Origin of the sequence: Acidiluteibacter ferrifornacis, from assembly GCF_009909615.1 — a bacterium.
Lineage (GTDB): Bacteria > Bacteroidota > Bacteroidia > Flavobacteriales_E > Vicingaceae > Acidiluteibacter > Acidiluteibacter ferrifornacis.
In genome coordinates, this window is sequence record NZ_WWNE01000018.1 from 170468 (window position 1) to 195965 (window position 25498).

The 25498-nt window shown below is 33.8% G+C and carries 28 protein-coding genes; 4 read left to right on the plus strand and 24 right to left on the minus strand.

Annotation, left to right across the window (positions count from 1 at the left end):
- Positions 1-9: 9 nt before the first annotated feature.
- The 15 genes from GQN54_RS14840 to GQN54_RS14910 all read right to left on the minus strand — a co-directional run bounded on the left by GQN54_RS14840 (position 10) and on the right by GQN54_RS14910 (position 13739).
- Positions 10-372: a hypothetical protein gene (locus GQN54_RS14840; RefSeq protein ID WP_160634347.1), complete on the minus strand. Its 363-nt coding sequence runs from the start codon at positions 370-372 to the stop codon at positions 10-12.
- A gap of 86 nt (positions 373-458) precedes the next feature.
- Positions 459-1763, minus strand: coding sequence for a S41 family peptidase (locus tag GQN54_RS14845; RefSeq protein ID WP_160634348.1), 1305 nt, complete (start codon positions 1761-1763; stop codon positions 459-461).
- Positions 1764-1839: 76 nt separating this feature from the next.
- Positions 1840-2988: a M23 family metallopeptidase gene (locus GQN54_RS14850; RefSeq protein WP_160634349.1), complete on the minus strand. Its 1149-nt coding sequence runs from the start codon at positions 2986-2988 to the stop codon at positions 1840-1842.
- 366 nt (positions 2989-3354) lie between these two features.
- Positions 3355-3657: a HigA family addiction module antitoxin gene (locus tag GQN54_RS14855; RefSeq protein ID WP_160634350.1), complete on the minus strand. Its 303-nt coding sequence runs from the start codon at positions 3655-3657 to the stop codon at positions 3355-3357.
- A 10-nt stretch (positions 3658-3667) separates the two neighbouring features.
- Entirely contained in the window at positions 3668-3949 is a 282-nt protein-coding gene (locus GQN54_RS14860) for a type II toxin-antitoxin system RelE/ParE family toxin (RefSeq protein ID WP_160634351.1), read from the minus strand.
- 564 nt (positions 3950-4513) lie between these two features.
- Complete coding sequence (locus tag GQN54_RS14865) at positions 4514-5053, minus strand: hypothetical protein (protein ID WP_160634352.1); 540 nt, start codon at positions 5051-5053, stop codon at positions 4514-4516.
- Position 5054: 1 nt separating this feature from the next.
- Positions 5055-5507 carry a hypothetical protein gene (locus GQN54_RS14870; protein ID WP_160634353.1) on the minus strand — a complete coding sequence of 151 codons (453 nt, stop codon included), beginning with the start codon at positions 5505-5507 and terminating at the stop codon, positions 5055-5057.
- Positions 5508-5861: 354 nt separating this feature from the next.
- A complete protein-coding gene (locus GQN54_RS14875; protein WP_160634354.1) occupies positions 5862-6512 on the minus strand; it encodes a hypothetical protein in 651 nt (216 codons plus the stop codon).
- Positions 6513-7563: 1051 nt separating this feature from the next.
- A complete protein-coding gene (locus GQN54_RS14880; protein ID WP_160634355.1) occupies positions 7564-8301 on the minus strand; it encodes a DUF6794 domain-containing protein in 738 nt (245 codons plus the stop codon).
- Between the two features lie 216 nt (positions 8302-8517).
- Positions 8518-9261 (minus strand): hypothetical protein, encoded by a 744-nt coding sequence (locus GQN54_RS14885; RefSeq protein ID WP_160634356.1) that lies wholly within the window; start codon positions 9259-9261, stop codon positions 8518-8520.
- 187 nt (positions 9262-9448) lie between these two features.
- Complete coding sequence (locus GQN54_RS14890; protein WP_160634357.1) at positions 9449-10348, minus strand: hypothetical protein; 900 nt, start codon at positions 10346-10348, stop codon at positions 9449-9451.
- A gap of 133 nt (positions 10349-10481) precedes the next feature.
- Entirely contained in the window at positions 10482-10781 is a 300-nt protein-coding gene (locus GQN54_RS14895) for a hypothetical protein (RefSeq protein ID WP_160634358.1), read from the minus strand.
- Complete coding sequence (locus tag GQN54_RS14900) at positions 10778-11254, minus strand: hypothetical protein (RefSeq protein WP_160634359.1); 477 nt, start codon at positions 11252-11254, stop codon at positions 10778-10780. Before GQN54_RS14900 ends, GQN54_RS14895 begins: the two co-directional genes overlap by 4 nt.
- A gap of 514 nt (positions 11255-11768) precedes the next feature.
- Positions 11769-12422, minus strand: a complete 654-nt coding sequence (locus GQN54_RS14905; RefSeq protein ID WP_160634360.1) for a hypothetical protein — start codon at positions 12420-12422, stop codon at positions 11769-11771.
- A gap of 222 nt (positions 12423-12644) precedes the next feature.
- A complete protein-coding gene (locus GQN54_RS14910) occupies positions 12645-13739 on the minus strand; it encodes a DUF4238 domain-containing protein (protein WP_160634361.1) in 1095 nt (364 codons plus the stop codon).
- 479 nt (positions 13740-14218) lie between these two features.
- On the opposite strand from GQN54_RS14910, the gene GQN54_RS14915 reads away from it, so the two are divergent.
- The gene (locus GQN54_RS14915) at positions 14219-14629 is read left to right on the plus strand and encodes a hypothetical protein (RefSeq protein WP_160634362.1); all 411 of its coding nucleotides are present in this window, start codon (positions 14219-14221) and stop codon (positions 14627-14629) included.
- Positions 14630-14964: 335 nt separating this feature from the next.
- Here the strand turns inward: GQN54_RS14915 and GQN54_RS14920 are convergent, their stop codons facing one another.
- Both GQN54_RS14920 and GQN54_RS14925 read right to left on the minus strand, forming a co-directional pair.
- Positions 14965-15678, minus strand: a complete 714-nt coding sequence (locus GQN54_RS14920) for an endonuclease/exonuclease/phosphatase family protein (protein WP_160634363.1) — start codon at positions 15676-15678, stop codon at positions 14965-14967.
- 70 nt (positions 15679-15748) lie between these two features.
- Positions 15749-16897: a tyrosine-type recombinase/integrase gene (locus GQN54_RS14925; protein WP_160634364.1), complete on the minus strand. Its 1149-nt coding sequence runs from the start codon at positions 16895-16897 to the stop codon at positions 15749-15751.
- A 90-nt stretch (positions 16898-16987) separates the two neighbouring features.
- On the opposite strand from GQN54_RS14925, the gene GQN54_RS14930 reads away from it, so the two are divergent.
- Entirely contained in the window at positions 16988-17365 is a 378-nt protein-coding gene (locus tag GQN54_RS14930) for a hypothetical protein (protein ID WP_160634365.1), read from the plus strand.
- A gap of 5 nt (positions 17366-17370) precedes the next feature.
- On the opposite strand, the gene GQN54_RS14935 is transcribed toward GQN54_RS14930, so the two are convergent.
- The 4 genes from GQN54_RS14935 to GQN54_RS14950 form a co-directional block, all read right to left on the minus strand.
- The gene (locus tag GQN54_RS14935) at positions 17371-18813 is read right to left on the minus strand and encodes an exonuclease domain-containing protein (protein WP_160634366.1); all 1443 of its coding nucleotides are present in this window, start codon (positions 18811-18813) and stop codon (positions 17371-17373) included.
- A gap of 10 nt (positions 18814-18823) precedes the next feature.
- On the minus strand, positions 18824-19057 hold the full coding sequence (locus GQN54_RS14940; protein WP_160634367.1) for a 4a-hydroxytetrahydrobiopterin dehydratase: 234 nt from the start codon (positions 19055-19057) through the stop codon (positions 18824-18826).
- A 33-nt stretch (positions 19058-19090) separates the two neighbouring features.
- Positions 19091-20071: a lipoate--protein ligase gene (locus tag GQN54_RS14945; protein ID WP_160634368.1), complete on the minus strand. Its 981-nt coding sequence runs from the start codon at positions 20069-20071 to the stop codon at positions 19091-19093.
- Positions 20072-20572: 501 nt separating this feature from the next.
- A complete protein-coding gene (locus tag GQN54_RS14950) occupies positions 20573-20917 on the minus strand; it encodes a hypothetical protein (protein WP_160634369.1) in 345 nt (114 codons plus the stop codon).
- A gap of 166 nt (positions 20918-21083) precedes the next feature.
- Between GQN54_RS14950 and GQN54_RS14955 the strand changes: the two genes are divergently transcribed.
- Positions 21084-21620 (plus strand): inorganic diphosphatase, encoded by a 537-nt coding sequence (locus GQN54_RS14955; protein ID WP_160634370.1) that lies wholly within the window; start codon positions 21084-21086, stop codon positions 21618-21620.
- Entirely contained in the window at positions 21620-21982 is a 363-nt protein-coding gene (locus tag GQN54_RS14960) for a GTPase (RefSeq protein ID WP_160634371.1), read from the plus strand. Before GQN54_RS14955 ends, GQN54_RS14960 begins: the two co-directional genes overlap by 1 nt.
- Here GQN54_RS14960 and GQN54_RS14965 read toward each other — a convergent pair.
- Genes GQN54_RS14965 through ftcD form a run of 3 tightly spaced genes read right to left on the minus strand, consistent with a single transcriptional unit; the run spans position 21979 to position 25497 of the window.
- Positions 21979-22200: a hypothetical protein gene (locus tag GQN54_RS14965; protein ID WP_160634372.1), complete on the minus strand. Its 222-nt coding sequence runs from the start codon at positions 22198-22200 to the stop codon at positions 21979-21981. The genes GQN54_RS14960 and GQN54_RS14965 overlap by 4 nt on opposite strands.
- A gap of 12 nt (positions 22201-22212) precedes the next feature.
- The gene (locus GQN54_RS14970; protein ID WP_160634373.1) at positions 22213-24465 is read right to left on the minus strand and encodes a patatin-like phospholipase family protein; all 2253 of its coding nucleotides are present in this window, start codon (positions 24463-24465) and stop codon (positions 22213-22215) included.
- Between the two features lie 33 nt (positions 24466-24498).
- A complete protein-coding gene (gene ftcD / locus GQN54_RS14975; protein ID WP_160634374.1) occupies positions 24499-25497 on the minus strand; it encodes a glutamate formimidoyltransferase in 999 nt (332 codons plus the stop codon).
- Between the last annotated feature and the right edge of the window lies 1 nt (position 25498).

The window sequence follows — 25498 nt, forward strand, 5'->3', positions numbered from 1 at the left end:
GTTTTTTTTTTATTCATTCAATTTCACTTGGATTTCTTTAACCCCTTCTTCAGGAGGTCCAAATCTTAATTTTGCAATCGCTCCTTTCATGAAGTCGGAATTCTCCAAAGTCGATTGTACAGTTTTAAAGAGCGTTTCAGCGTTTGGTCCGTACATATATAAAAAACCGTCACTGTAGTCTGTAGCTATTTCATGTCCGTCATACTCTCCAACACCTTCTTTTTCAATTCTCTCTTCTAATTGCTTTTCAAGTCGATGTAATGGTTCAAGTCCGTCAATTCCATAACGAAAACGTATAATTACTGCTTGTTCAGGTTCTTGTTGAGATGAGTCAATTTTGGTCTTTCCGAAGAGTTTATCAAATAGTCCCAATTTGTCTGGTTTTAAATAGTGGCTAACGGTTTGGCTATGAGCATTGGCGTCCCGAAGGGCGTTATTGCTTATAGGCTTTGTTGTGCTTAGTTTTTCTTTTTAAGTGGCATTTCCGCAACCTTGACTCCTAGATTCACTTGCAGTTTAGCTTGACCATCATTGAGGAACTGAATTCTATAATTTCCTTCTCCAAAATCATTTTTCTCACTTGCAATGAAATAGCCCTCGTCAATTGCGATTAGCTTAGATTTCATTTCCTTCTCGTCATTTACTAGATACAAATTGCTATCAATAACTTTCACAGAAAACCCTGCACTGTATTCACCCTCAAAAGATTCTAGTATTTGATTACTCAGTTGGTGATTAGCAAGATAGGCATTGATAGTCTGGCTATTCCATTTGTATTGTTGGAGAAGATTTGAATCAGAACATTCGGAAATGAAGTCATCAATGATTCGCTTTTTTGCGGCTAGGAGAGCTAGATCTTCACGCGTTTCTTGATTAGGTATTATCCCTATACCTTCAATTGGAGAGCTTTTACCACTGATAGGTATGAATACTAAAAATCCATTTTTCAAAGCAATACTAGAACCTGAGTGACCTCCTCCTTTGGTCTTAGTTCCGATAATTTGACCTCGACCTGACTGTTGTATGTCATAACAGAAACCTTCTGCTGCGGAGAATGTGCCATTTCCGGTTAAAATATATAATGGAACTCTTTCTAGCTGGCTACAGATTGAACAGGATCCTTTAATCGCTCTATACTCTGTTGTATTTATAAACTCAGTCTCACGGTTAAAATACTCCTCTTTAGATAAGAAGAATGCCTCTAAATATTCTTTCGTTCTTCCATCTCCTCCTCCATTAATTCTAAGGTCGATAATCACGGCATCAGAATTCGCAAGTGTCATCATTGCACCAAGCAGAACTTCTTGCACATCTTCATACCGTTGAAATTTGTTCAGACGAAGCAGACCAATATTATTAGTAAGGTTCTCAACTTTCTGAACGCCAAAATTTACTCTACGATATTGTTCTCGTTCGAGTGAATCTATGATTGTTTGATTTTTTTCTTGAAATGTCTCAAATTTTTGTTGGTCGAAATAGAATTTTAAATGATGATCTTTAGTTGCATCAAACATTATTGCGTTTACGTCATCAGTGAATACCTTAGTTTCAATCATTTCATTGCTGATCAACTGGTTTCTGTAATTATTTAATCTTGTAGCTATAATTTCAGCCTTTTTTGGATATAGATAATCAGACAATATTTTGGTTGAAAGCTCATCGACAATTTCTACTGCATCACTGCCCATAATACTAGGGGTTGACTGCCCATAACCAAAAAGAAAAAAGCTGAATGCAAGTATGGATGTGAAAAGATGTTTCATTTATTTTTAATTAAGCACAACGGTTTGGTATAAGCGGTCGTTTTAATGCCGCTTATACAATGTTAGCAATAGATTTTTAATTATCAGTTTTAATGATTTCTCCATATAGAATGTTCCAATTTTTATCACCAATATTTGAGAATACAATTGGCAAACATCTTGATTTCAATATGTCTGGGCTGTCTGAAAGTTGAAAATGCAAGTGAGGTTCAGAACTCATACCACTTTGCCCCAATTCTCCTATTTTTAGTCCTTTTTTAATTGTATCCCCAACTTGTACGGTTATACTATTTGTCTTGAGATGCATATAATATGAATACTCACCATTTGCGTGTTCTATAATAACATGATTTCCTAGAACGTACTCAAACCCTTTTTGCATCAATTCATTTTGCAACGCTTTTACTTTCATCCAATGTTCATCACTATCTTCTGATTGTAGCAAAATGTCTGATTCTTCAATTGCATTGATAACAGAAACAACTTTACCATCTCCAACAGAAACTACATCTTCTCCATAAGCATAGTATTGCTTGAATTTACTACCATCTTTTTTATGAGAATTACCATTTTTATCCATTTTAATGAAGTCATATGAAAACTCTTGAATGCCTACCCATCTGTGATGACTGTTCAAACTAGGAGCTCCAAAAGCTGACCAAGTTCCTTTGAGTGGAAAGCTATATTGATTGTTTGATTTGTACTGAATAACTTTTATTTCATTGGTAGAAACAACTTCTTTTCCTTGATTATCATAACCAAAAACAGAAACAACAATTTTATCAGGTAGATTTTCGAATAACAATGGAAAAGTTGTGATGACTATTGCGTTGTTTTCATTCACCCAACGGGAAGCGCAAAAATATATGTTTTCTAAGTAAGTTTTCGTTTGTAGTTTTGCTTCAAGAAACTCTAGCTTACCTGCCTCTTGAATCGAATGTAAACGATTTGCATAACTATCTATTTTGCCCTGATGAATTGTTGTTGTTTGAATCTCAACCGAATCTTTAAATGCAGAAATTGTTAGTCGATTAATCTCAAGACTATTTTGTCCAGTATTAACAACCGCTATGTTTTGCAATACAATTGTGTGAACTTCAATTGGGTTCGCGTTGATTTGATATGAATAAACCGAACTATCTGGCTGAAAACGAATCTCAAGTGGATATTGGGCAAATAAGTTGAAGATATTGAGGAAGAAAAATAAGGAGGTCAGGTGTTTCATTTATTGTTGTCGACTTTTTATTATTGCTAACGGTTACTGTATGGTGCGTTGTGGATTTGATAAAGATACTATTTCAGTTTAGCACTTAGCAAAAACCGCTTGGCGGTTTTGTAAATTGCTTTTCAAAACAAAATCCGCTAGCGGATTTTGCGAGATTGAAAATAACTACTTAGCTTACCGAACTGCCTTACCCATAATGCAATATACAGCGTGTTGTAAAGAGTTATTTTTCTTATAGTCAACTACTCACAAGAAAATACTCGAGTCAAATAAATAGTCCATTTACACCGAAACTAAGCATCAATTTGAAAAGCAAATGCTTGCGATTTTATTTGATTAAAATCTACTTTAACAAGGTTTGCTTTTCTAAGCAACTATTCTGTCACTGTATAGTTTGATTTTTTTGAGTTCATCTACTTTATTTTCTCTTTCTTCCTCAATGTCAAAATCATCTTGAAGTCCAAGCCAAAATTTAGCAGTATTACCAAAGTATTTACTTAATCTCAACGCAGTATCAGCGGTAATTCTTCGATTTCCTTTTACGATTTCAGAAATTCTTGTTTGAGGAATTTGACAATCTTTAGAAAGTTTATAAGCAGATATTTTTAAAGGCTCTAAAAATTCAAACTGTAAGACTTCTCCTGGATGTATGTTATTTAGCTTTTCCATAATTACTTTATTAATGATAATCTATTATCTCAACGTCACTTGCGTTGCCGTTATTCCATTTAAAAATTATTCTCCACTGATCGTTAATCCTTATGGCATAATATTCTTTTAGATTTCCTTTTTTCTTCTCAAGTCTGTTAGAAGGAGGGACTCTTAAGTCTTTAATATCTTGAGAATTATTTAACATTCTCAATTTTCTCCTACCGATATTTTGTATTTCGAGTGGGAGTTTCTTAACTCTTTCTCCGTTCCAAATCTTTTCAGTCTCTTTTGAGCCAAAGGATAATACCATATCTTTTACGTTACTAACGTCAAAGGTAAGTAAAATTTTTGAATTTTCGGGAATTCTTTACAACGCCCGTATAAAGTTAGTTAGACGATAAGTAAAGATAATGTTTACAGTTTACTAATTAGCAAAAACTGCTTTGCAGTTTTGTAAATTATCAAACATTACGAAATCTGCAAACAGATTTTGTGGAGTTAAAAAGTAGAGTAGAAGTTTCATAACCTGCTGACGCCTAATTAATTTTATACAATGTTACAAATCGTTTTCTTTTTTATCAGCCTTGTTTTCAGTCTGTAAATTTTGAGCTTTGTTCTCAGTCAAACCGGTAACTAAAAGCTGCGAAGTTTAAAGTTTTGCAAATAACTTAGTCCGTATGAGTAGCGTAAGCGAGCTTTGTAAATTGTCCAATTGTTTATACGAAGTGCGGCAGTTGCAATTTAGCGGTAATGAAATGTCAGTAAAGTTATCAGTCCCGCCGTTAAATAAAAGCTGTGAGGTTGAAAGTTTTGCAGAGAACTAAGTCCGTATGTGTTGAGTAAGTATAATTTATATATTTTTAAATTGCATAAATTACTTATCAAAAGTCTTAATTAAATGATTTTCAAAATAGCTAATTTGGTCTTTACAGTGACCTATAAAAATTAAAATAGCAATAAGATAAAAAAATAAAATTGCTGAACCAAAAATGATGAAATTTAGAATTTCGGCATTTATAAGTGTTTTAATTGAGATAATTAATAAAAGAATTCCAAGAGAGTATTTTAACACCTTTTGACCTAATTTTAAAAAATCAGTTCTATTATATAAAATTGAAATAGAGATTTGATTTTCATCAAATGGCTCAATTTTCCCATTAATCCAAATTGAATTACTTATAGATTTTGTTCTTAAGAATGAACTTTTAGGCTTGATAGAAAATTCTCTACCATAAAAACCATGAAAGTTTCCAATGAATCTTGCTTTCGAAAGAGAAAATGGATTTAAATCATCTTCTGAGATTAGCAATGATTGAGTTTTGGTTTTAAATTCTGATTCCGAACATTTCAAAATATGATCTACTTCAATTGACGTACCCTTAACAATTAAATTATCGTATTTTTTGAATGTCAATTTATTTAATAAGATTTAAGTTATTATTAGCAGAGTCGGGAATAGGTGGTTGAATTAATTCGATTGGCTGATAGATGGAAGCATTAGGATATATTCTTCTTTTGATTGAGTTGTAATATTCGATATTATATAAATGGTCTCCAAGACCGTTTGAATAATATTTAACTGTATCGAGATTATGAATTACTGTAATCACATTGGAATTTATTTTTTCATCATTGATATTTTTTAGGTCTAAATAAGTAAATAAGTTTTCAAAGTTTAATGAATCAGTTAATGTAATTACATAAGGAACTTTAGCTAAATAACTATTACTTGAATCAATAAAATCTCCATTTAGATATGTTTCAACATAGATTGTATCATTTTTCTTAAAAAGATGGTTCATTTCCACTTGCCAAACCATACAAGCAGAAACATTTGCAAGTAAATAAACGGTGTCATTTTCTTGCATTTTACTTGTTAAATTAAAAATATCATTTTTAAGATTTAAAGAGTCTTTAATTATATCAACTTCAGGATTGCTATTAGAACTGTTATTGCAGCCTATAAAAAATATAGAAAATAGTGAGATTAAGAATATTTTTTTAATCAAGTTTTTCAATGATTTGTAACGTTTAGTATATGGCAAGTAGGGCAGTAGAAAGCGATAAACTTTCAAGTTTGCACTGAGCCAAAACGTTGTATTTTGTTTTTAATTTATTCATTTTAAAAGCCAAATCAACGATTTGGCGGTGTTTGTAAATAGTACTGAACTTTCGAAAACCACCGAACGCCCTATTTGCTATATACCGTGTTACAAGCTTTTTTATTTTTTTAAACTGTCTACAGTAATTGTTATTTCAATTGGGTTTTTCTTTATGTATTCAGCATATTCTTTGTTAAATTTTAAAATTGTGTCTTTAGAAGCAATTGGCTTCCATGACAAATCCTTTTCGTAACCATCTTCAGATACTTTTGGGTTGAAAAAATCAATATCTTCAACTATTGAATCCGGTGTGAAAAAGGAAATTTGTTCTTCTTTTATGAATTCTTCTATTGAGCTATATCCTTCTTCAATCATTTCTATTTCCGTTAATTCAACTAAGCATTCTCCACAGAGTTTATCATCTGTTGTCAAGGTTTTGTAGCCGCAAACTGGACAAGTACTAAATTCTGATTCTTGGGCTAGAGTAGGTCTAGTATCTGAATAGTTTACATGAATTAACCTAACAGTCACTACAGAAATGATAAGCAATGCAGAGAGTGTTAATCCTTTAATCAAGGTCGATTTGTCTTTTACAATTTGATATAGCCCAAACCCAATTGCACCTCCAATACCACCAAATAATCCACCATAAAGGATTCGCATTCCACTGTCATTGGAGAAATACTCCCCAAGGTTCATTAAAAGTACTACTGGAACAACTCCAAAAACAGTCATCCAAATTTGTCCTTTATCTATATTTTTTTTCGTCATATTTTTTAATTGGTGCTAACGTTCTAGCTAAGAAACGTGGGAATTTCGAAGTGCATTTCTGTCCGCCCGTGACGAACTAAACTACGAAGTTCTAAGCTTGCTTTCAGTACGTTTCTCCNACTATTATCTTTCAAGGCTTGGTTGTAGCAATTACTTGATTTACATGTATGGGTATGGGATGAACAGTATTTTTGATAGCCACCACTATAATTTGTACTTGCATAGTCCGAACAACTTGGATTCTGACACCTTGGTGTGTGATTCCCGCAGTAATTAGTGTATGTAGTATAGGAATTAAATCCGCTATTATCTTTCAAGGCTTGGTTGTAGCAATTACTTGATTTACATGTATGGGTATGAGATGAACAATATTTCAGGTAAACTCCACCATAATTAATGCTTGAATGATTTGAACAAGAAGGATTCTCACAGATTGGGGTATGTGATTCACAAAATGAAGTCGAATATGTTTGATACCCGTTTGTTTTTGTAACAGAATGATTAGTGCATGTGCTTGATTTGCAAATTTCACTTGCCTTGTTTGAGTTATAATTTATTCTATATGAGTTGTGAGAAGTACTATTTGAATAATTAACATTGTTGTCCGGAGTTATCCACCCTGCTTTACCGGTATAAGGATTAGTATTACCTTTTGTTGAAAAATTATCGCGATTCGTTGAATTTGGAGCTGTTCTATAATGAGGCTGAACATAAGTACCATCTTTACGATAGTATCCTTTAACCTTTACGTGGTTAGAGTTTACTTGAGCTAAAATACTGATACAGGAGAACAGTATGATTAGCAATGTCAATAATATTTTTTTCATCTCATTGTTTTAGTTAATGACTGCCAACGTCTCGGCTATGGCAAGTGCGTTTTGGTTCGTATTTCAGTTTCGTTTTGCACCGCAGTTAGCCAATTACCAAGGCGATTGACTAATTTACTTTTTTCAGGGCAATTCGCCGAATGTGAATTGGCGAGTAAATAGTGTTGAAGTTTCGGTTTTCTGAGTAGTAGCATTTGCTATAGGCCTTGTTGTGGTGTCGTTTTTTATTTTTCCTTCATTCGAAACGAACTATGGTTTTCTACAATAACCGTGTCGTTTTGAACATTATTACATTTTTTTACTCGCTTCATTTTATTTGCTTCAACATAATTGTCAATATGTACGACTAGTTTGTCATCAGCAGTCCATTCTACAACAGTTCCTTCGATTTTACTTCTCATTCCAAGGTCTAGAAGTCGGCATTGATATCCAAGATAACCAACGACCTTTTGTCCTTTTGTTAATTCACTCTTTTCTTGAAGGAACCGAGCTTGTTGAAGTGAATCTTGCTTTGCCTGAATCATTTTTTGATATGCAGTATCGCTCTCAAGCTTTTGGAAATGCTCATTCGACTTCTTCCAAAAGTCTTGATAGTATTTAACCTGTTCATCTATTTTCCACTCTTGTCCTTGAAGTTCTCTGTAGTAAGAAGTCAGAATAATTCCTGACATGTCATCTGGGTGGTAAATACCGATGGAATTAAAATAGTCCGCAAGTTCTTTTCCTTTCCAAAGTCCCCAATTGTTTCGCATCCACATTCCAAGTCCCATATGAGCACCCGTCATAAACTCGTCTTCTGTCATGGCGAAAATTTTCTGCTTTGTTGAGTCGTGATGAATGATTTTTAATTGTTCAACAGCTTCATCTAAATTTACAGGTTTGTAGTTCTCTTTCTTCGAATCTGTCTGTCCAAAGGTTGATGAGAAGGCTAAAAGTAATATGATTAGAATATTTTTTCTCATGTTCGTTTTAATGCACCACAACGTTTAGTATATGGCAAGTAGGGCAGTAGAAAGCGATGAACTTTCAAGTTTGCACTGAGCCAAAGCGTTGTATTTTGGTTTTAACTTATTCATTCTTAAAAGCCAAATCTACGATTTGGCGGTGTTATAAATAGTACCGAACTTTCGAAAACCACCGGACGCCCTATTTGCTATATATAGTGTTGGCGTGTCGTTTTATTTGTTTTGTGAGTTACCTTGGTTATCAAATACTCCCTTATTATCTAATTTATCAATTAGTATTTCAAACAATTTATTAGCATAAAGCTGGCAGTTGTCAAAAAATCCAACTTTGACAGTGAAGTTTGAAGTTTCGTCCATTTTAATCAATTTCTCTTTCACAAACAGTAATGTGTCATCCTTTGTCTCTTTATCCATAGGAAAATTCAAATAAAAATTGGCATTTTCACCGTCATAAACAGTATGTGTAATTAAAACAGCATAGGTTTTTATTGAATTTCTAAGGAGTCTTGATATAATTAGGAAGTCACCACCTTCTTGAATTGTATTAATAATATCCTTGTCAAAGTCATAAGTCCCTTTCAAAAGATTGATAATCTTCTTTGTACTGCCATTTACGGATAAATCTGGCAACACGTTGGCTACTTTTTCATAGCCAAGAATTTCTTTACTTTGATATAATGCTCGAAAGTATTTTGAAATAAATTGCCGAAAGACAAATAAGAATGTTTTGCATTTCAAATTGATATTTAACTGAATAGGGTCTTCCAATAGGTTTAGATGTCTAATTTGTGGTTTATCATTCCTTGGCTCACTTATATTCTTTTTTTCGTTTAATCCATTTTTAATCTCGTCTAGAATAATGGCAATTTCTGCATTTAGTATTTGTAATTTACCCAAGTTAGTTTCCAAATCCTCTTGAACTCTTAAGTCAATTATAATATTGTTATCTGCCATCATTTTTGAATTTTGATTCTTTTGTGCTTTGGAAGTAATGCACGCCAACGGCCTTGGCTATGGCAAGTGCGGGATTTCGAAGCCGCACCCTGGTCTGCCTCCCGTAAATTTATTTAGTTGTAATATCTTCATTTTTAAGTATTCAGCCCGCATTTGCTATAGCCGTTGTTGGCAGCTGCCTTATTATTTATTATTGATAATATTCAATGTAAGATTTTACAAAACTTAATTTTTCGAGATCACTGCCATTTCTATCACATCGGTAGAAAAATGACAATCGACAATCTCCGTTGAGGTTTAATAATTTGTATTGGATATCTAAAAAGTATTTCGATATTTGAAATTTGATACTTCTTTGATTGCCTTCTTCTCTAAATTCAAATTCGCAGAAATAACTTTCTTTAGCTTCGTAAACCTCTGTAAGTTTATTACAGATTTGATGGAGATTATTTATAAGTTCAATTTCAAAATCTTTGATATCTGATTTACTTAAAATTGGCTCAATCAAATCAGGGGTAAATAGCTCTTTATTTCGTTCAAAGTCCTCTTTAAAAATAAAGTACCCCTCGTCATATTTGATAGTATCGTATTTCCAACCTGTTCGGAAAAAGTCAAACATTCCTTTTGTATTGACTGTATCTAAGTAAAAGGTGTCAATCTGTTCTTCTTCAATTCTCGTTTTGGCTCTATAATCATAAATGAAATAAAATTCATTCGCTCTGTTTGGTTCGTTGGCGTATGGATATGAATAGAAAAAATTCTTCATTAAGGTTCTTTCATTTCCTTCCTTGCCACCGTAAAATCTGTGTTCAATTATTCTGTCCTTCTCATCATAATAATAATGATGTTCCCAAGGACCATTTATCTTCCAACATCTATCAGATGGAAAATCGTATTCCTTCGTAACTTTTCCGTTCCGATTATATTTTTCCCAAAAAATGACGCAACTATCTTTTGAGTTGTTTTTATGAAAACCTCTTTTCTCTACTTCTTTATGCAGCCAATACTCCACTTGTCTTTCGGATTTGATTTGACCAAAAAGCAAACTTGAAATTCCAAATGTTAATAGTATTAGTATCTCTGCTTTCATTTTTCTTTTTCTGGTTGCTGCCAACGTTCTAGCTAAGAAACGTGGGAATTTCGAAGTGCATTTCTGTCCGCCCGTGACGAACTAAACTACGAAGTTCTAAGCTTGCTTTCAGTACGTTTCTCCCCATGTTTTCTTAGGTTTTGTTGGCAACCGTTTTTTCTTTTTTATCTCCTATTATACCGATAATTATCAAAGTAATCGCAGGAATAATTATTCCAATTAATACGAATGGAAGGCTTTTTCGTCCTTGTTGTTTTGCAAGACTAGAAATCCAAAAGGTGACTACTACTCTCAGAATTATTGATAAAGTCCCTTGGAATAATCTGCCTGCGTCTCCTCGAATTGGCGATAGTTGTTGAAAGGCAATGAAGAATACCATGATTAATATGCCTGTTATTATAGGAGTTGCGTATTTGTTCTTCCTCTTAGTCACTTTTTGTTTTTTAAATAGTCAATAATTAATCCGAGAACTATGAATAGTCCACTGCTTATTGGAAATGTTTCAAAAGCTCCAAATATGAATTGTCCATCCCCTGAACTTCCCGAATTGTCGAAAGCCCATACATAGAAAACTAAAGGGTGGACTATTATTAGTTGGAGTCCAAAGTAGCCCCAAAATCTTACCATGTTCAAGGTTCTGTTCTCTTGTCTGTCTTTAATGAGGTGCTTGAAGAAATAGTACGAGGAAAGTCCAAATGCGATTGTTAGTCCAAATAGAACTAAAAGAGCTGTTATCGCATAGTCGTCAAAAAGTCCGCTTCCGAGTAGTTCTAAAGGAAGAGCAATAGGCAAGAAGGAGAGCATAGGAATGAACATGAAAACCATCATGTCTACACTTAATAGTGTCAGAAGTCCTGGAATTGCAAATCCAAGTCCGACTAATGTTCCTATGTATCTGGATTTCATTTTTTTAATGGTTGCCAACGCCCCTGTATGGTTTGTTGTGAGATAGATAAAATTAACACTTTCAATTTACTAAATAACAAAAGCCGCGCAGCGGCTTTGTATATTTCTCATTTTCTACAAAACTGCAAGCGTATTTTGTGGAGTTTAAAAATAGGGAAGGAGCTAACCAAACTGCCAAACTCACAATGAACTATACAGTCTGTTACCATTCGTTCTTTTTATTATCAGTCTGGTTTTCAGTCTGTAAATTTAGTCTGGTTATAAGTCAAACCGTTACGTTTTGCATAACTGTTGCAGTTTAGCAGAAAGATTACAAGTCCATTTTTGAGTATTGAGATAAGTCAATAAGTTGATTAAGTGTGATTAGTTAACAGTTTAGCTTAAATCAAATATCAGCCTTGAACATTAGTCCGACCGATAAGAACAGAATTGAGATGATGCTATTTTGTGTAACTGTCAGGGTTTAAAATTCTGAGATAAATAGTCTTTGACAAATATCAAATTATATTGTTCTTTAAAGCTTGTATTTTAATAAATCAGCTTTTTGAGTTTGGTTTAATTCTTTATTTATATAACCAAATTTAAACCATTTAACTGTATCAACGTCAAACTTTAATAGTAGAAAAGTTGGATGATTATGATAGAAAATTGTTGAATCAGTTTGTGATTTATAATTTCTATAAATATCAAAGTCTGTACGTTTGGATCCAACGAAATTTAAATTTTTCAATCTGGAATCCTTTGTTTTACAAATCAATTCTCTAAAAGTTTCGTTAGAGTTATAATTGCCAACAATATTACCGTACTTATAAGTTGTTACTCTCATTTCATCTATTGACATAGTAACTTGACTTTTATCCTCAGATTTAAACACGAAATATGAATAGAAAAAACCTGACGTATCGGGTTTTAGTAAGTAGTTGGTATTTCCAATTCCACTATTTTCAAAATTCATAACATCAAGAAATTCACTAGCATCAAATTGTGAAAATATATAGTCAAAAATGGTTTTCTCAGTATTCTCTTTCAATGAGTCAAGAGATAAATTTTGAGAAGAGTTTATTGTATCTGATGAATCGTATACAATTATATTTTTATTTTGTTTAATATCTGTTTTAGAAGATGATATGAAAAATAAAAGAATAAATAGTTTTAATAAAGTTTTCATTTGTGGAAATGAATGGTAACGTTTACTGTATGGTGCGTTGTGGATTTGATAAAGATACAATTTCAGTTTAGCACTTAGCAAAAACCACTTGGCGGTTTTTGCTAAGTGCTCTCCAAAACAAAATCCGATAGCGGATTTTGCGAGATTGAAAACAACTACTCAGCTTACCAAGCTGCCTTACCCACAATGCACTATACAGAGTGTTAGCGGGTCGTTTTATTTTTAATATTTAAACTTGAATGGTTCAAGTCTTTCAACCATGTCTATCAATGCTTGGTTGTCTTTATAAAGTGGGCTATTTGTTAATTCTGACAGAAATGTTAATAGCTCTGAATTATTATTACTAGGGTCTTTTTCTAATAACTCCAATAACTTTTCTGCGGCTTCAGATGTTTCTTTAGCCTTTTTAACAATCGGATGGTTTTCAGATGCAGGTTGATCATATTCAGGCTTTTTGTCCAAAAATCTTTTAACTCCTACTTTTGTTCCAATTATCCATCTTTCTGCATTATGGAATTCATTATGATTGCTAACGCCATGAGCAAAAAAGTTGTCTTTTTGATAAAATACACGATTTAGAATTACATCATCCATTTTTGGAGCGATAAATAAAGAGTGTTTAGGGTCTAACGGAACATATATTGAGTTTGAAGGATCAAATAATTGTTCAAGTTCTGTTTTGGTATTTCTTATTAGAACAGGGTTATCGCTTGTTATATATTCATCCTCCCCCGTTAGTTGAATAATATTTATGGCATCCGATTTTCTTAAATCAACAAATTGATGAAATAAAACAAATTGTGTCTTTATAAAATCAACTCTATTATGTTCTCTTATTTCATTTTTAATTTCCTTAAGTTTTTTACCTTCTAAATCTAGATTAAGTCCCATAAAGTTGATGGTATTAACATCAGGATTCTCTTTAAGACTTTCGATCATATTTACTGATGAGCTTACTAATTGATTTAATCTTTTAGGAGTTCTAAAGTGAAGACTTAGTATTGTGTATAGTATTTCAAACCTTTGCTTTGGAGTAATAACTTCAATTTTATCTTCAACTAAAAGTTTATAAACTGATGAATATTTTTTCTCAATATAATTATCAAAGAAGTTTTCTACAGCGTACTTTTCATCACCTTCAAGGTTTTTTAAAGTATAAAAGTCAGTATCTACGCAAATATCTTTTATACTAATGGATTCTTTATATTCCTCGTCTATTTTATTATAAGCAGATACGAAAGCTTTATCGTCTTGTTTGTCAAAAGCAAAGTTTTTCAAGTAAACCTTTGGGATAAAATGCTGTCTCTCTTTTTTCAAATTTTAATTTTTTAAGTAATGCCCGCTAACGGTTAGTATATGCAAAGTAGGCGATTGCGGGCTTCAAAACTATCAAAACGTTGAGAAGTTGAAGCGGGCTACAACCGTTGAATTTACTACTATTTCGCCTATTTTGTATATACATTGTTGGCAGTTCGTTATTTATGTGTTTTACAATATTTTTGATAACCTCCACTATAATTTGTGCTCGCATGATTAGTGCAATTTGGGTATGAACATCTTGGTGTATGATTCCCGCAGTAATTAGTGTATGTAGTATAGGAGTTAAATCCGCTATTATCTTTNGCCATGTAAGATTTGTTGGGCGTAGATAAAAATAGTAATAATAAACCTTTATGAGACATTAAATAATGATGAAAAAACAACACCTGTATATCCCCAATGAATTTTACATTATGTTAGGGCAAGTTTTGTTTTAAATCTTGTGTCTTGTAATTATTTAAAAATTGAATATTAAAATGGGTCTAATAATAGTGAATCAAGATTTGTCAATATACAATGACAATGAGAAAATGTTTAGGTTAATTGAATGGGATAAAGATGGCGAGCTTTGTTCTATGTCGGAAGAAATGAAATTATTAATTGACAAATTTTCAAAAAAAGGTATTGAAATAGGTATTTCCTTAAAATATGAAAGAGATGAAATTCTTGATTTAATTTTAACTCCTAAATTAGAAGAAAGCGCAATAATAGATAATTGTCTTCATTTTTCTGAACATTCAGAAAGTATTAATGAATTAATTGATGATTTTTTCAATAAATCTAGTTTACAAATACAATCTTTACTATCCGATAAAGATAATTTATTATTAAACGAAAAAGATAGTTTAAGAATCACTGTCAAGAAGTCCAACGACTCCACGAACTGATAACTCATAAATAAACGATTTAATGTTTTGAATGTTACCTATTAGAGTTATTGAGTTATTATTATTTTTATAGCATTTAACATATTTATGGCGACTTTTCACTTTAGAAACTTTATCAAATACATTAACAGTATTCGTATTTGGTATGAGTTTGTATGTTTCAGTATATATAGTGTAATCTTCCATAGTTTTACAATTTGCCCTAACGTCTGGGCTATGAGTAGTTGCGTGGGTTAGCACTCAACTTTGCAAGTACACACCAAACTGAAAATCCGCGAGGATTTTCAGAAGTAGGCGAGAACAAGCAATTACTTATAGCCATTGTTGGCGTGTCGTTATTTTTTTTCATATTCAGTTATTATTGGCATATGGTCGCTGGCACTCAACCAATTTTCAGCAGTTCCAACTTCCAATTTTGTCAATGTGTTTTCAAATTCTGATGAGCCAAAAACATAATCAATATGGTATGCTCTTTCAAGTTTTCTTTGAAAATATAGAGTTGGTTTACTTTCCTTTCCTTGTTTTTCTCCTGTAACTTTATGGTAAAAACTTTCAATACCAATTTCTTTAAGTTCATTCACGACATCAGAATGATTCCACCATCTATCCCATTCGTCCCATATTGTATTACTATTGAAATCTCCAATTAATAGAATGTTTTTCATTTTATTACGATTAACTTGAAGATATTTCCAAAATTGTCCCATATATCCAAAATTCGGTGAATTGTTTCTGTGAGTCCAAACAGCTAATAAGTTAAATTCGTTGTTAATTTCGCACGGTAAAAAATGTTTCACTCTATGGTCTTTAAATTCGTTCGACCAATTCAACTTTTTTAATGTTATTTCTGGTTTAGCGAATATCGCAAGTCCTTTATTTTTAGTGTCTCCGTTCCAAATATAGTTTTTCGCCCAATTTTGATATTCTTTGTGTTTTGATTCGGTTGGGTTTTCACATTCTTGGATTACATAAATATCAGCATTCAGTTCCGCAATTTGGTCGAACTTTTTTCTAAATGCTCCATTACAATTCCAAGTTACTATTCTCAATTTCCAACAGTTTTTTTCTAATGCACGCCAACAAGTGGATATGACGCACTCTGTGCGTCATATCCATATTTTAAATTTGGCCTAAATTAATTAATTCAATTGGACTTTTTATTTTATGAATATGATTTGTAGCAATATGGGTGTATATTTCTGTAGTTTGACTCGAATTGTGCCCCAGCAATACTTGTATTGATCGTAAATCAGTTCCATTTTCTAATAAATGGGTCGCAAATGAATGACGCAATGTATGAGCACTTATGTTTTTTCGAATACCAGCTATAGATGCCGCTCTTTTTATTAACTTATTGATACTTGATCCGGTATACGGTAAGCCCGTAGGACCCTCAAATAGATACTTCTTAGGTCGATACCTTTTGTAATAAGTCCGTAAATCACTTAGTAGTCGTTCACTCAATAACGAAACTCGGTCTTTGTTACCCTTTGATTGCTTTATAGTTATCAATAGACGCTTACTATCAATGTCTTCTAACCGCAGGTTAATTAATTCGCTCCTTCTTAATCCGGCTGAATAAAGTAAACTGATGATGCACCTGTGCTTAATGTTTCCTGTTGCCCAAATTAAGTTCTCCACCTCTTTTAAAGCCAATACAGTAGGGAGTTTGTGCTCTTTGTTGGGTCGATTGATCGAATAAAACCGATTAGGCATGCCCATAACCACCTCGTAGTAGAATTTTATAGAATTGATAATCAGATTGAGGGAACTTTTGGATGCTCCTTGCCGTTGCTTCATTAAAAGGTATTCATGTATCTCCTTTTCAGAGAGTTTATTGTAGTCGATTTCAAAATGATTGATAAAATTTTCAAAATGATAGATGTATGATTTTGCAGTAGCAAATGAATACATTTTTAATTCAAGTGTATCATAAAACGCTATGGGACAATATTTCACTCCAAACCGTTTCGGCCGATTCTTAAAGTCTGATAGAGTGATCATTTCATCGTTAAACCCTGTTGCATTCCCGAAGAAATGCTTGCCATTAACCCAAGCTACACCTCTAAATGTATTGAATATGAGGTCTATGTTTGCTTCAGTGTTCAAAATGTACGCCATTCCAAATTGATTGCTCCACCTCACATTTGGTAACCCTTTTACCAACGCATTTAGCACTTTATTGGGATAAAATTGTAAACCAATTTGCTTCTCATTCTTGATAAACAAGTGTTTTAAGGTTATTTTATATAGAACAGAAGGATTCATTTGACATAATTCGTAATAATATAAACAATCAGCAGTCTAATAGTCGCTTAATAGACGACTATTAAGCGATTAAATATTTATCTTTATCTGATGGATTCCATTCAGTCGTGCCCCATTTGTAGCAACCCAATAGTTGGGAGAACAGATAAAATATACTGCTCCTTAGAATGTAAGCGAGCTTCCGATTATGAAAAAAGAAAAGTCGAAGAAAAACTCTTTATCAGCATTGATCGCCAGTTAAAAACCAATCGTAAAATCTTAAAAAAGTACAATCGAGTAGGTAAAACCACATTGCGGAAAGAAGAATTAATCAAGGAAGGTTTTAATCCAAACTACTTCACCCATTACTGGAAAAACAGTAATGGAGACATTTATTTGTTTGTATACGATTATGGTTTTTTAGCACTGAAAGAAAATTTAAAAGACAAATACCTCATCGTTCAGTGGCAAGCATATATGAGTAAATAAATCAATTATAAGTCAAACAATAAGCCGCCAAAGTGTGCATTGGCTGTTTCAGAGTGGGTAATCCAAACCAATTCATTCTCGTCGCACTTCCGCACGTATGCATTGATCAATACTTGAATGTCTTGGTCGTCGTAGCCATAATTGATATAATCCAACGCTTCCTCAACAGAAGTAATCACGGCATCTTTAGGAGCCTCACCATATCCTTTATATCTTCCCTTTTGTAGCAATACAATGCTGTTTACTTCATCGTTACGTCCTTTTCCCCTTATGATAAATGAATTATTCTCTTTGTCCGTTTCTAGTATCGCCTTTTCAAACCGTTGGTTATAATCCGTTACACTTTCTTCTTCTACACATGCTCCTTTGCACTCATCCACTTCGTAACTGTAACAGCTAGTATGCTGCGGAGTTTGAAGGCTGCATAACTTTGGGCACAATTCGAACTGAGCACATAAAACTTCCAAATACTTCCGTGATTCATATGCAGATCTAAAACTGATCAATGGGCGGTCGTGTTTGCCCGTTCTCCCCAACGTAAAGCGGCCATATCCATTCTGATCAATATAAGAATACAAACCATAATTAAGGGTTACTTTCTTCATCGAACGATTATAAATCGGCCAGTGTTTTTTGATGGCATGAGCTTCAGTTAGCATCATAATCAGTTCATTGCTGCAAATTTCAACAGACACGTCGTGAATATTTTCAGCAAAATTATTTTTACTCTTGGTATTCGTATTTCCTGAAAAGTGAGCATGCACTCGCTTTTTTAAATCTATTGCTTTACCTACATAAATTACTTTGCCTTTCTGATTATAAAATGAATAAACGCCCATTTCATTGGGGATAGATTCAAACTTTTCTTTATCCAAATGGGGGGGAAGTATGGCTTCTTTTGATCTTGGATTCAAAGATTCTTTGATAAAGCCTTTGGTGTCCTTTTCAACCAACAAATGCAGTAGTAAAGCGGTGGCATCGGCATCTCCCAAGGCTCGGTGCCTGTCTGTCAATGGAATACCTAGTTGGCCGCAAATCTTGCCTAAGCTATATGACGGAAAGCCAGGAATAATTTTTCGGCTCAAACGAACGGTGCAGAGTTTTTTACGCTGAAAACGTTCACCTGCTCTGTTGTATGATTCTCGAATAAATCCGTAATCAAAATTCACATTGTGCGCTACAAAAATAGCTCCTTGAGTAAAGGATTCTATCTGAGGAATAATTTCGTGAAACAAGGGAGCATTAGCCACCATTTCATTCGTAATCCCAGTTAAATGGGTAATGTTTGGCGGAATGAGTTGCTCTGGATTAACTAAAGTTGAGAATCGATCAATTATTTGCTCCCCGTCGGTTAATACGATAGCAATTTCTGTAATTCGCCCGTGTGCAATACTGCCTCCCGTAGTTTCTATATCCGTTACGGCATATATCGCATGAGTAGGCTTCATTTTTTGTTTGTCAAAGGAGATCATCAATATTTTGAGCCATTTCGCGATCTTTCGCAGTTATCGTATTGCCTTCATCATGGGTGGTGAGCGTTATGTTCACTTGGTTGTAAATATTGCTCCACTCAGGGTGATGATTTAGCTTTTCAGCAATTATCGCCACCTTGGACATAAACGCCCAGGCTTCGATAAAGTTTTTAAATTCAAATGTTCTCTTTAGAGAATTGTTTTCTTCTTTCCAGCTCATAAATTCTACTTTTCCACTCAAGTTAATAAAAACTTAAAACATTGATGCCAATAAATCTTCTTTAGAAACATTGTTAAAATAGGATTTTAAATCAAGCTCATCTAGTTTAGCCTCAATGGCTTTTTTGTCGTGAGCGCAGCCTACCAATGCATTTTCTACCGCGTCAATATCGTTGATATGGAAAAAATCTCCTTCTATTTTCGCAGCTTGTATTATGCCTTTTTTTACGTCAAGATTCATTTCAATAACGCCTCCTGTTGTTTTTACTCCTTGCTTAAAGTTATAGTTTGGAGAATGTCCAAAATTCCATTCCCAAGTAGCGTATTTTTCATCTCTCAATTTTTGAATGGCTGCAATATCTTCTGGAGTGAACTCATAAAGCTTCGCATCTTCAAAAGTGCTAAGGATATGATCCATAATTTTATCCGTAAAGGCATCCAAACTAAGCGGTTCTTTCAAATGCTCGGTTATGTTCGTAACTCTTTTAGGAATCGATTTGATGGCTCTGTCTTTGTATTTCAATGGACTCACTTTTAATCCTCCACTTACATTTTTCATTTCTGAAGAAAACAATAGCGTGCCATGATGCAAAACTTTATTTTTAAATACGTGTTCTGCATTTCCTGAAAATTTTCGACCATCAATAGTTAAGTCATTTCTTCCTTCAAATTTGGCATCAACTCCTAATTTTTGCAACACTTCTATAATGGGCAAAGTATATCGCCTAAAATCTACCAAATTGGATTCTTCTCCCGTTCTGGTAAACGAAAAATTCAGGTTACCCAAATCGTGATAAACAGCCCCACCACCGGAAAGTCGTCTAACCACTTTTATACCTTGTTTTTCAACATAGTCGGTATTTATTTCGGCTAAAGTGTTTTGATGTTTTCCTACGATAATGGCATTGTCGTTTCTCCAAAGCATAAAGCAATCTTCTTGAATATTTTTGAAGATATATTCATCGGTGGCAATATTGAAATAAGGATCAGTAGATTGGTGTTTGATACAAAGCATAACTTCTTTTTTTGTAAGGCTACAAAGGTAAACAAGGCTCAATGGAATTCAATTATTCCTTACAACAAATTGTAAAGTATATCAGTTCACTCTGAGACCATATAAAATGGGATTAGTTCTTTAGTTAGGGTAGGAGGCGGTCTCAGTTTCCATGTATTTCCCTATGAATATATTCCTCTAAGAGTTTCAAATTAGAAAGTTTTAATAACACACTTTTGGTGATGTACAGAATTGTTTAAAATGAAGCAAAAAAATAGGCTGCTCAATAGAACAGCCTATCATAATCTTATATGATGTTGTATTAAAGGTGAAAAACAACCTTAAGAATCACCACTAATACTATGACTAATCCAGTAAAAAAAATAACAGGACCAAACCCTTTTTTTATGGACTTTTGATTTTTTACTTCAGTATTCATTTGAAATTGAATTAAATTAATAACACTTTTAAAAAGATGGTTAGTATTAGTGTACCAACCAATTGCAAGAAAATGAAGTATTACTAATTTCTAAAGCATTGCACCCATATTGATAAGGATACTTTGCCATTCAAAAACTGATTAAAACAATAGTTGGGTAACAATTGAGGGTTCAATTGTTTGGTATATCGGTAAAAGCTAATAAAAGAGGTATTGTTTTTAATTACCTCCCAGCTGCGTTGCAATAATTGATGCAGAGAATTTCCCTCTAACTGCTGCTCGGCAGGTGTCATTTGAAAAAGTGCACTTTTTACAATGGAAGTCGGAAGTTGGTCATGGTAGTCTTGTTTCAACGAAGCTGGTGAAAACAAAATGGCCACGAAGAATAAGAATATTCCCAGACCGAAAGAAAGGTGCTCTTTTTTCATGAAGCACAAAGTTAGTTCATTCTTTGTTTGTCAATCAATTATTAATTAAAAATTGGTTGTTAAAAAGTTCAAAATGATTTTACACAATCGATACTTTCTAAAGTGTTATTTATGCGTACTTTTGCCACCCCAAAAAAATAGAGAAAACAGATTTAAGATAAATAATATGAAAAATCCATGGCATGATATTATACCTGGAGACGACGTTCCTAACGTTGTAAATGCATGTATTGAAATATCAAAGGGAAGTAAGGGAAAGTTTGAATTGCACAAAGAAAGTGGCTTGATTATGTTGGACCGAGTATTATTCTCGTCCGTACATTATCCAGCCAATTATGGTTTTATTCCACAGACGTACTGTGAAGACAATGATCCATTAGACATTTTAGTAATTACTTCAATAGAAGTTCCACCATTGTGTTTGCTTAATGCAAAAGTGGTAGGTGTAATGCGAATGATAGATAATGGCGAGGCGGATGATAAAATTATTGCCGTTGCTGCCAATGATATGAGTGTGAACCACGTCAATGATATCTCAGAATTGCCTCCTCACAACTTAAAAGAGATCAAACGTTTCTTTGAAGATTATAAAAAGTTGGAAAACAAAGAGGTGAAAGTTGATGATTTCTTGGGAAAGGAGAAAGCTTTTGAGATCATTAATGAAAGTATAGAATTATACAAAAAAACTTTTCTAAACAATTAATGAAGCTCATTCTTGTTTATAACGCTAATTCAGATTTCTTTAGCAGCTCGTTGGATTTTATACATAAAATTGTCAGTCCGAAAACTTATAAATGCGAACTGTGTGCATTGACACATGGAAGTTTTAAAGAAAAACCGGAATGGAAAAATTTTGTAGATCAAACAGCTATCAAATTAGTGTTTCATCACATTGGAGACTTCGAAGAACGTTACCGCACTTCTTACGACTACCCCGTGGTAGTAATGGAAGACGACGATCAGTTGAAGGTTGTTTTTAACAAAACACAGCTAGGGCAAATGAAGTCAACAAACGAGTTGATTCATGCCATTGAATCTTTAGCAGAGGTTTCTACAAAAAATTAATTGGAACTGACACTATCTAACTGCAGTTGGGTAGTGTCGGCTTCTTCTTCTACACCTTTACACTTAGCCAATTCAGCGCTAACATTCAGTAACTGGGCTTCAGTGGCGGTTAGCTCTAATTTTAAAGCTTCCACAGTAGGGTCTTTTTCTTGTTTAGCCGCACAACTCATTAATAATAAGGCAAAAACAGCAATAGGGAAGTGAAAATATTTTTTCATGGTTATGGTCGGTTATTTTATCAAATCTAATACTTTATTAACAGCTTTTTTATTTTCTTCTAAATAGATGGCTTGCATTACTTTTTCTCGCTCGCTCTCAGTTAAATGCCAACTTAAAGAGATGCTTTTTTCTTCGTCTGAATTCAACACAAAGTCAACTAATTGAATTTTATTACCAGTCCAACCATTGGCGTATTCTACCAATGATGAATTGTTGTAATCTTGGATATTGAACAAATTGCCATAAACACTGCCAAAAGGAGCAGTGAGGTCTTGGTAGATAGAGGTGTTATTATCTTTGGTGGGCAGTTTGGCCTGCTGCTTACCATAACGAACTTGTATGATTACGACACCTGAGGTGTTTTTTTGAATCCAATCTCTAAAACTGTAAAGGTAACGGATACTTGTTTTTACGCCATAATTGTCTCTTAAGCCTGCGTCAATCAACTCTATCTTTGGTTCAGTTGGAAGTTCAATCGTGGGCATGATATATGGGAAAGTAGCACTCATTCTCAAAGCACTTAAAAATCGAATATTCAATGGTTGATGACCTTTCAGAAGTCGGCTATATTCTACATTTTCACCCAACTCAACGGTTTGGTTTTCAACGGCCGATTCATTTTGGCACATAAACCCCAATGGATGATTAGCTGTCAATAATATTTTTCCATCATTGATAATAGAAGGGGACAGGATCATCATAGGAAGTTCAGAATTAAACTCTTTTAACTGATAGGCTCCTAGTGGCTTATCCATAAAGTATCGAGTATTTCGATTTAATCGTTGCTCGAATGCATAACCTCTATCTTTCCAATATTGCTGACCATCATACTCGAATTTTTGCAAACGAATGAAATAGTCATTTACGGCTAAACTAAAAACTATTGGATTTAAAATGTCCTTGCCTAAATCGTAGATGTATTTCGGATGATGAAGGTTGATTTTTTTTCCTTCTTGTTTGAGGTTTAACAATTCTCTAAAGTAAGCTGCTCCTATCATTCCTCCGGATGAACCTGTTATCAAGTGCATGTGTTTACTGCTTTCTCCTTCGCTGATGCTATCTAAGTATTGAACAACTCTAAATGCCCACATGGACGCGCGAGAACCTCCTCCACTTACATTGAATAAGACTAGTTTGGGTTTTCCTGTTCGTTGTTTATTTTTCTTGGCCCATTGATCCAAAATTTGAATGTGATAGAGGGAGTCTTGCGTAATGGTGTCCGGAGAAATTATTCCTAAATTATAATCCACTGATTCGGTCTCATAATCCAATCCATAAGCTTTATTGGCATAGGTAAATTCTTCGAATTTAGATAAATAATTGACTAAGATGAAAAGCCCAATAAAGGCAACAAACGTCCAACCATAAAGCCAAGATCGAATGGCAGAAGTAAGCATGATTAAGATGGTAAAAAGCAGTAAAATGCTCGCTCCAGCAGGAATAACAAAAACATCTACTTCTCTAAATAAACCCAAAACAAAAATGGAAATGAGCACTACAATTTCGAAAATTGAAGCATTGAAATTATTTTGTTTAAATACTTGATTCAATTGAGATTTGTTATAGTGAGAAAAATCTCTTGCCAATCTAATTTTTAAGGGCTTAATCAAATAAGATTCTACATGCCAGGCTTTATTGTTGAAGGTCTCATTGAACCAAGTTTTATGCTTTTTATGGGATGCTAATCGGTAAATGCCTTCATCATCCTCCGCCTGATCGCCTACTGTTCCAAAAAGCTTTAAATAGTCTTTATTGGTGTTGATGAAATAGGACATTGAGATTAAAATCACAATGATGTATCCTATCAGAAAACCAACGACATCGTAAAGTATTTGGATTTTATTAAACTGTAGATCCTCCATTTTAAAATCTACAACAGAGTAGCAATAGTAGATCAAGAAGGTGAGCGGTATAAACGAATTGTTGATACAGTATTTTAAAAAGGGCCGTGATTGAGTCGCTAGAAATGGAAACCTAAAGCCGTTGTTTACATAGCTAGAGATATTGTAAGCCATCACAAATCCACCAAAAGAAAAGCCCAAAATGAGGTAGCTCATAAAATTGACTTTCCCAAGATATTCTGGGTCTAGGAGTAAAAATGGAATACCATATTTATGCCCAAAATTTCCGGAGATGGTGAGAAAAAGGATAATCCAAAAGATGAGAAGTTGTTGTGATTTTTTTAAATGCACGAAAACCAACTGTAGCGGGAAAAAATAAATGATTCGTGAGAACCATTTTTGAAGGTTGCTTGGTTGATTCATAGAGGTGCTTTAATTCCTTAAAAATATCAAAAATTAAAGCATAAACTCTATTATTCTTTCATTTGGGCGAAATTCATTTAAATCTGACAATCCCAACTCTTTAATGGCAGTTGCTATCAATTTGTCCTCTTCGGTTTGGTTGGGCTCGTAAAACTGACCAGCCATCAAAAGCGCCTCTTTCGGAATAAGTCCAATGAGTTCTGCTCCAGTTACTTTGCAATCGTGTTCGGCAGCCAATAATTTCACCATTTCATGCACTAAATGGAGAGGAGTTAATTGATAGTCTGAAAAATTACAAGAAACTTGGGCAATTCCAAAATCTTTAATGAACCATCCAATCGACTTTAGAGCTTTGAATTTTCCTGGGGTATATAATTTCTTTCCTTGTTCGTTCTTACCGATGTATTTTCCACTTTCTCTTATCTGCTCTGCAATTGATCGAGCAATTGTGATGTTAGAGGTATTCAAATTGAAATTATAGGCAATTAGGAAGTTTCTTGCGCCCAAAATTGTGGCACCACTTTTAGGATTCAATATATTCGGGCCATAATCCGGTTGCCAATGGGGTAAACTCATTTTTAAAGGTAGTCCTTCGTATTCACCTTTGCGCACATTGGCCAATTGAACTCGCTCAGGTTGTTGAGCACTTTTTTCATACAAATACACAGGAATATTCAATTCCTCACCAACTCGTTTTCCTAATTGATGAGACAGATCAATCACTTCATTCATCGAAATGCCACTAACGGGAATCAACGGACAAACATCGCAAGCTCCCATTCTGGGATGCTCACCTTTGTGGCTTCTCATGTCTATTAATTCAGCAGCAACTTTTATGGCTTGAAATGCTGCTTCCAATACACTAAGAGGGTTGCCAACAAATGTGTATACCGTTCTGTTGGCTGCAAATCCGCTATCGACGTGTAGCAAACGAACTCCTTTTATCTTTCGGATGGCAGAAGCAATTGCTTTGATGGTTTCATTGTTCTGTCCTTCACTAAAATTGGGTACACATTCAATGATGGGTTCCATA

Excerpts from the sequence above, each read along its gene's own strand:
- GQN54_RS14970 (WP_160634373.1), bottom strand. The coding sequence starts at position 24,465 with ATGAATCAACCAAGCAACCTTCAAAAATGGTTCTCACGAATCATTTAT.
- GQN54_RS14940 (WP_160634367.1), bottom strand. The coding sequence starts at position 19,057 with ATGAGCTGGAAAGAAGAAAACAATTCTCTAAAGAGAACATTTGAATTT.
- GQN54_RS14925 (WP_160634364.1), bottom strand. The coding sequence starts at position 16,897 with ATGAATCCTTCTGTTCTATATAAAATAACCTTAAAACACTTGTTTATC.
- GQN54_RS14850 (WP_160634349.1), bottom strand. The coding sequence starts at position 2,988 with ATGAAACACCTGACCTCCTTATTTTTCTTCCTCAATATCTTCAACTTA.
- ftcD (WP_160634374.1), bottom strand. The coding sequence starts at position 25,497 with ATGGAACCCATCATTGAATGTGTACCCAATTTTAGTGAAGGACAGAAC.
- GQN54_RS14885 (WP_160634356.1), bottom strand. The coding sequence starts at position 9,261 with ATGATGGCAGATAACAATATTATAATTGACTTAAGAGTTCAAGAGGAT.
- GQN54_RS14955 (WP_160634370.1), top strand. The coding sequence starts at position 21,084 with ATGAAAAATCCATGGCATGATATTATACCTGGAGACGACGTTCCTAAC.
- GQN54_RS14960 (WP_160634371.1), top strand. The coding sequence starts at position 21,620 with ATGAAGCTCATTCTTGTTTATAACGCTAATTCAGATTTCTTTAGCAGC.
- GQN54_RS14880 (WP_160634355.1), bottom strand. The coding sequence starts at position 8,301 with ATGAGAAAAAATATTCTAATCATATTACTTTTAGCCTTCTCATCAACC.
- GQN54_RS14890 (WP_160634357.1), bottom strand. The coding sequence starts at position 10,348 with ATGAAAGCAGAGATACTAATACTATTAACATTTGGAATTTCAAGTTTG.
- GQN54_RS14860 (WP_160634351.1), bottom strand. The coding sequence starts at position 3,949 with ATGGTATTATCCTTTGGCTCAAAAGAGACTGAAAAGATTTGGAACGGA.
- GQN54_RS14950 (WP_160634369.1), bottom strand. The coding sequence starts at position 20,917 with ATGAAAAAAGAGCACCTTTCTTTCGGTCTGGGAATATTCTTATTCTTC.
- GQN54_RS14915 (WP_160634362.1), top strand. The coding sequence starts at position 14,219 with ATGGGTCTAATAATAGTGAATCAAGATTTGTCAATATACAATGACAAT.
- GQN54_RS14900 (WP_160634359.1), bottom strand. The coding sequence starts at position 11,254 with ATGAAATCCAGATACATAGGAACATTAGTCGGACTTGGATTTGCAATT.
- GQN54_RS14845 (WP_160634348.1), bottom strand. The coding sequence starts at position 1,763 with ATGAAACATCTTTTCACATCCATACTTGCATTCAGCTTTTTTCTTTTT.
- GQN54_RS14965 (WP_160634372.1), bottom strand. The coding sequence starts at position 22,200 with ATGAAAAAATATTTTCACTTCCCTATTGCTGTTTTTGCCTTATTATTA.
- GQN54_RS14905 (WP_160634360.1), bottom strand. The coding sequence starts at position 12,422 with ATGAAAACTTTATTAAAACTATTTATTCTTTTATTTTTCATATCATCT.
- GQN54_RS14945 (WP_160634368.1), bottom strand. The coding sequence starts at position 20,071 with ATGCTTTGTATCAAACACCAATCTACTGATCCTTATTTCAATATTGCC.
- GQN54_RS14875 (WP_160634354.1), bottom strand. The coding sequence starts at position 6,512 with ATGACGAAAAAAAATATAGATAAAGGACAAATTTGGATGACTGTTTTT.
- GQN54_RS14870 (WP_160634353.1), bottom strand. The coding sequence starts at position 5,507 with ATGCAAGAAAATGACACCGTTTATTTACTTGCAAATGTTTCTGCTTGT.
- GQN54_RS14930 (WP_160634365.1), top strand. The coding sequence starts at position 16,988 with ATGGATTCCATTCAGTCGTGCCCCATTTGTAGCAACCCAATAGTTGGG.
- GQN54_RS14935 (WP_160634366.1), bottom strand. The coding sequence starts at position 18,813 with ATGAAGCCTACTCATGCGATATATGCCGTAACGGATATAGAAACTACG.
- GQN54_RS14855 (WP_160634350.1), bottom strand. The coding sequence starts at position 3,657 with ATGGAAAAGCTAAATAACATACATCCAGGAGAAGTCTTACAGTTTGAA.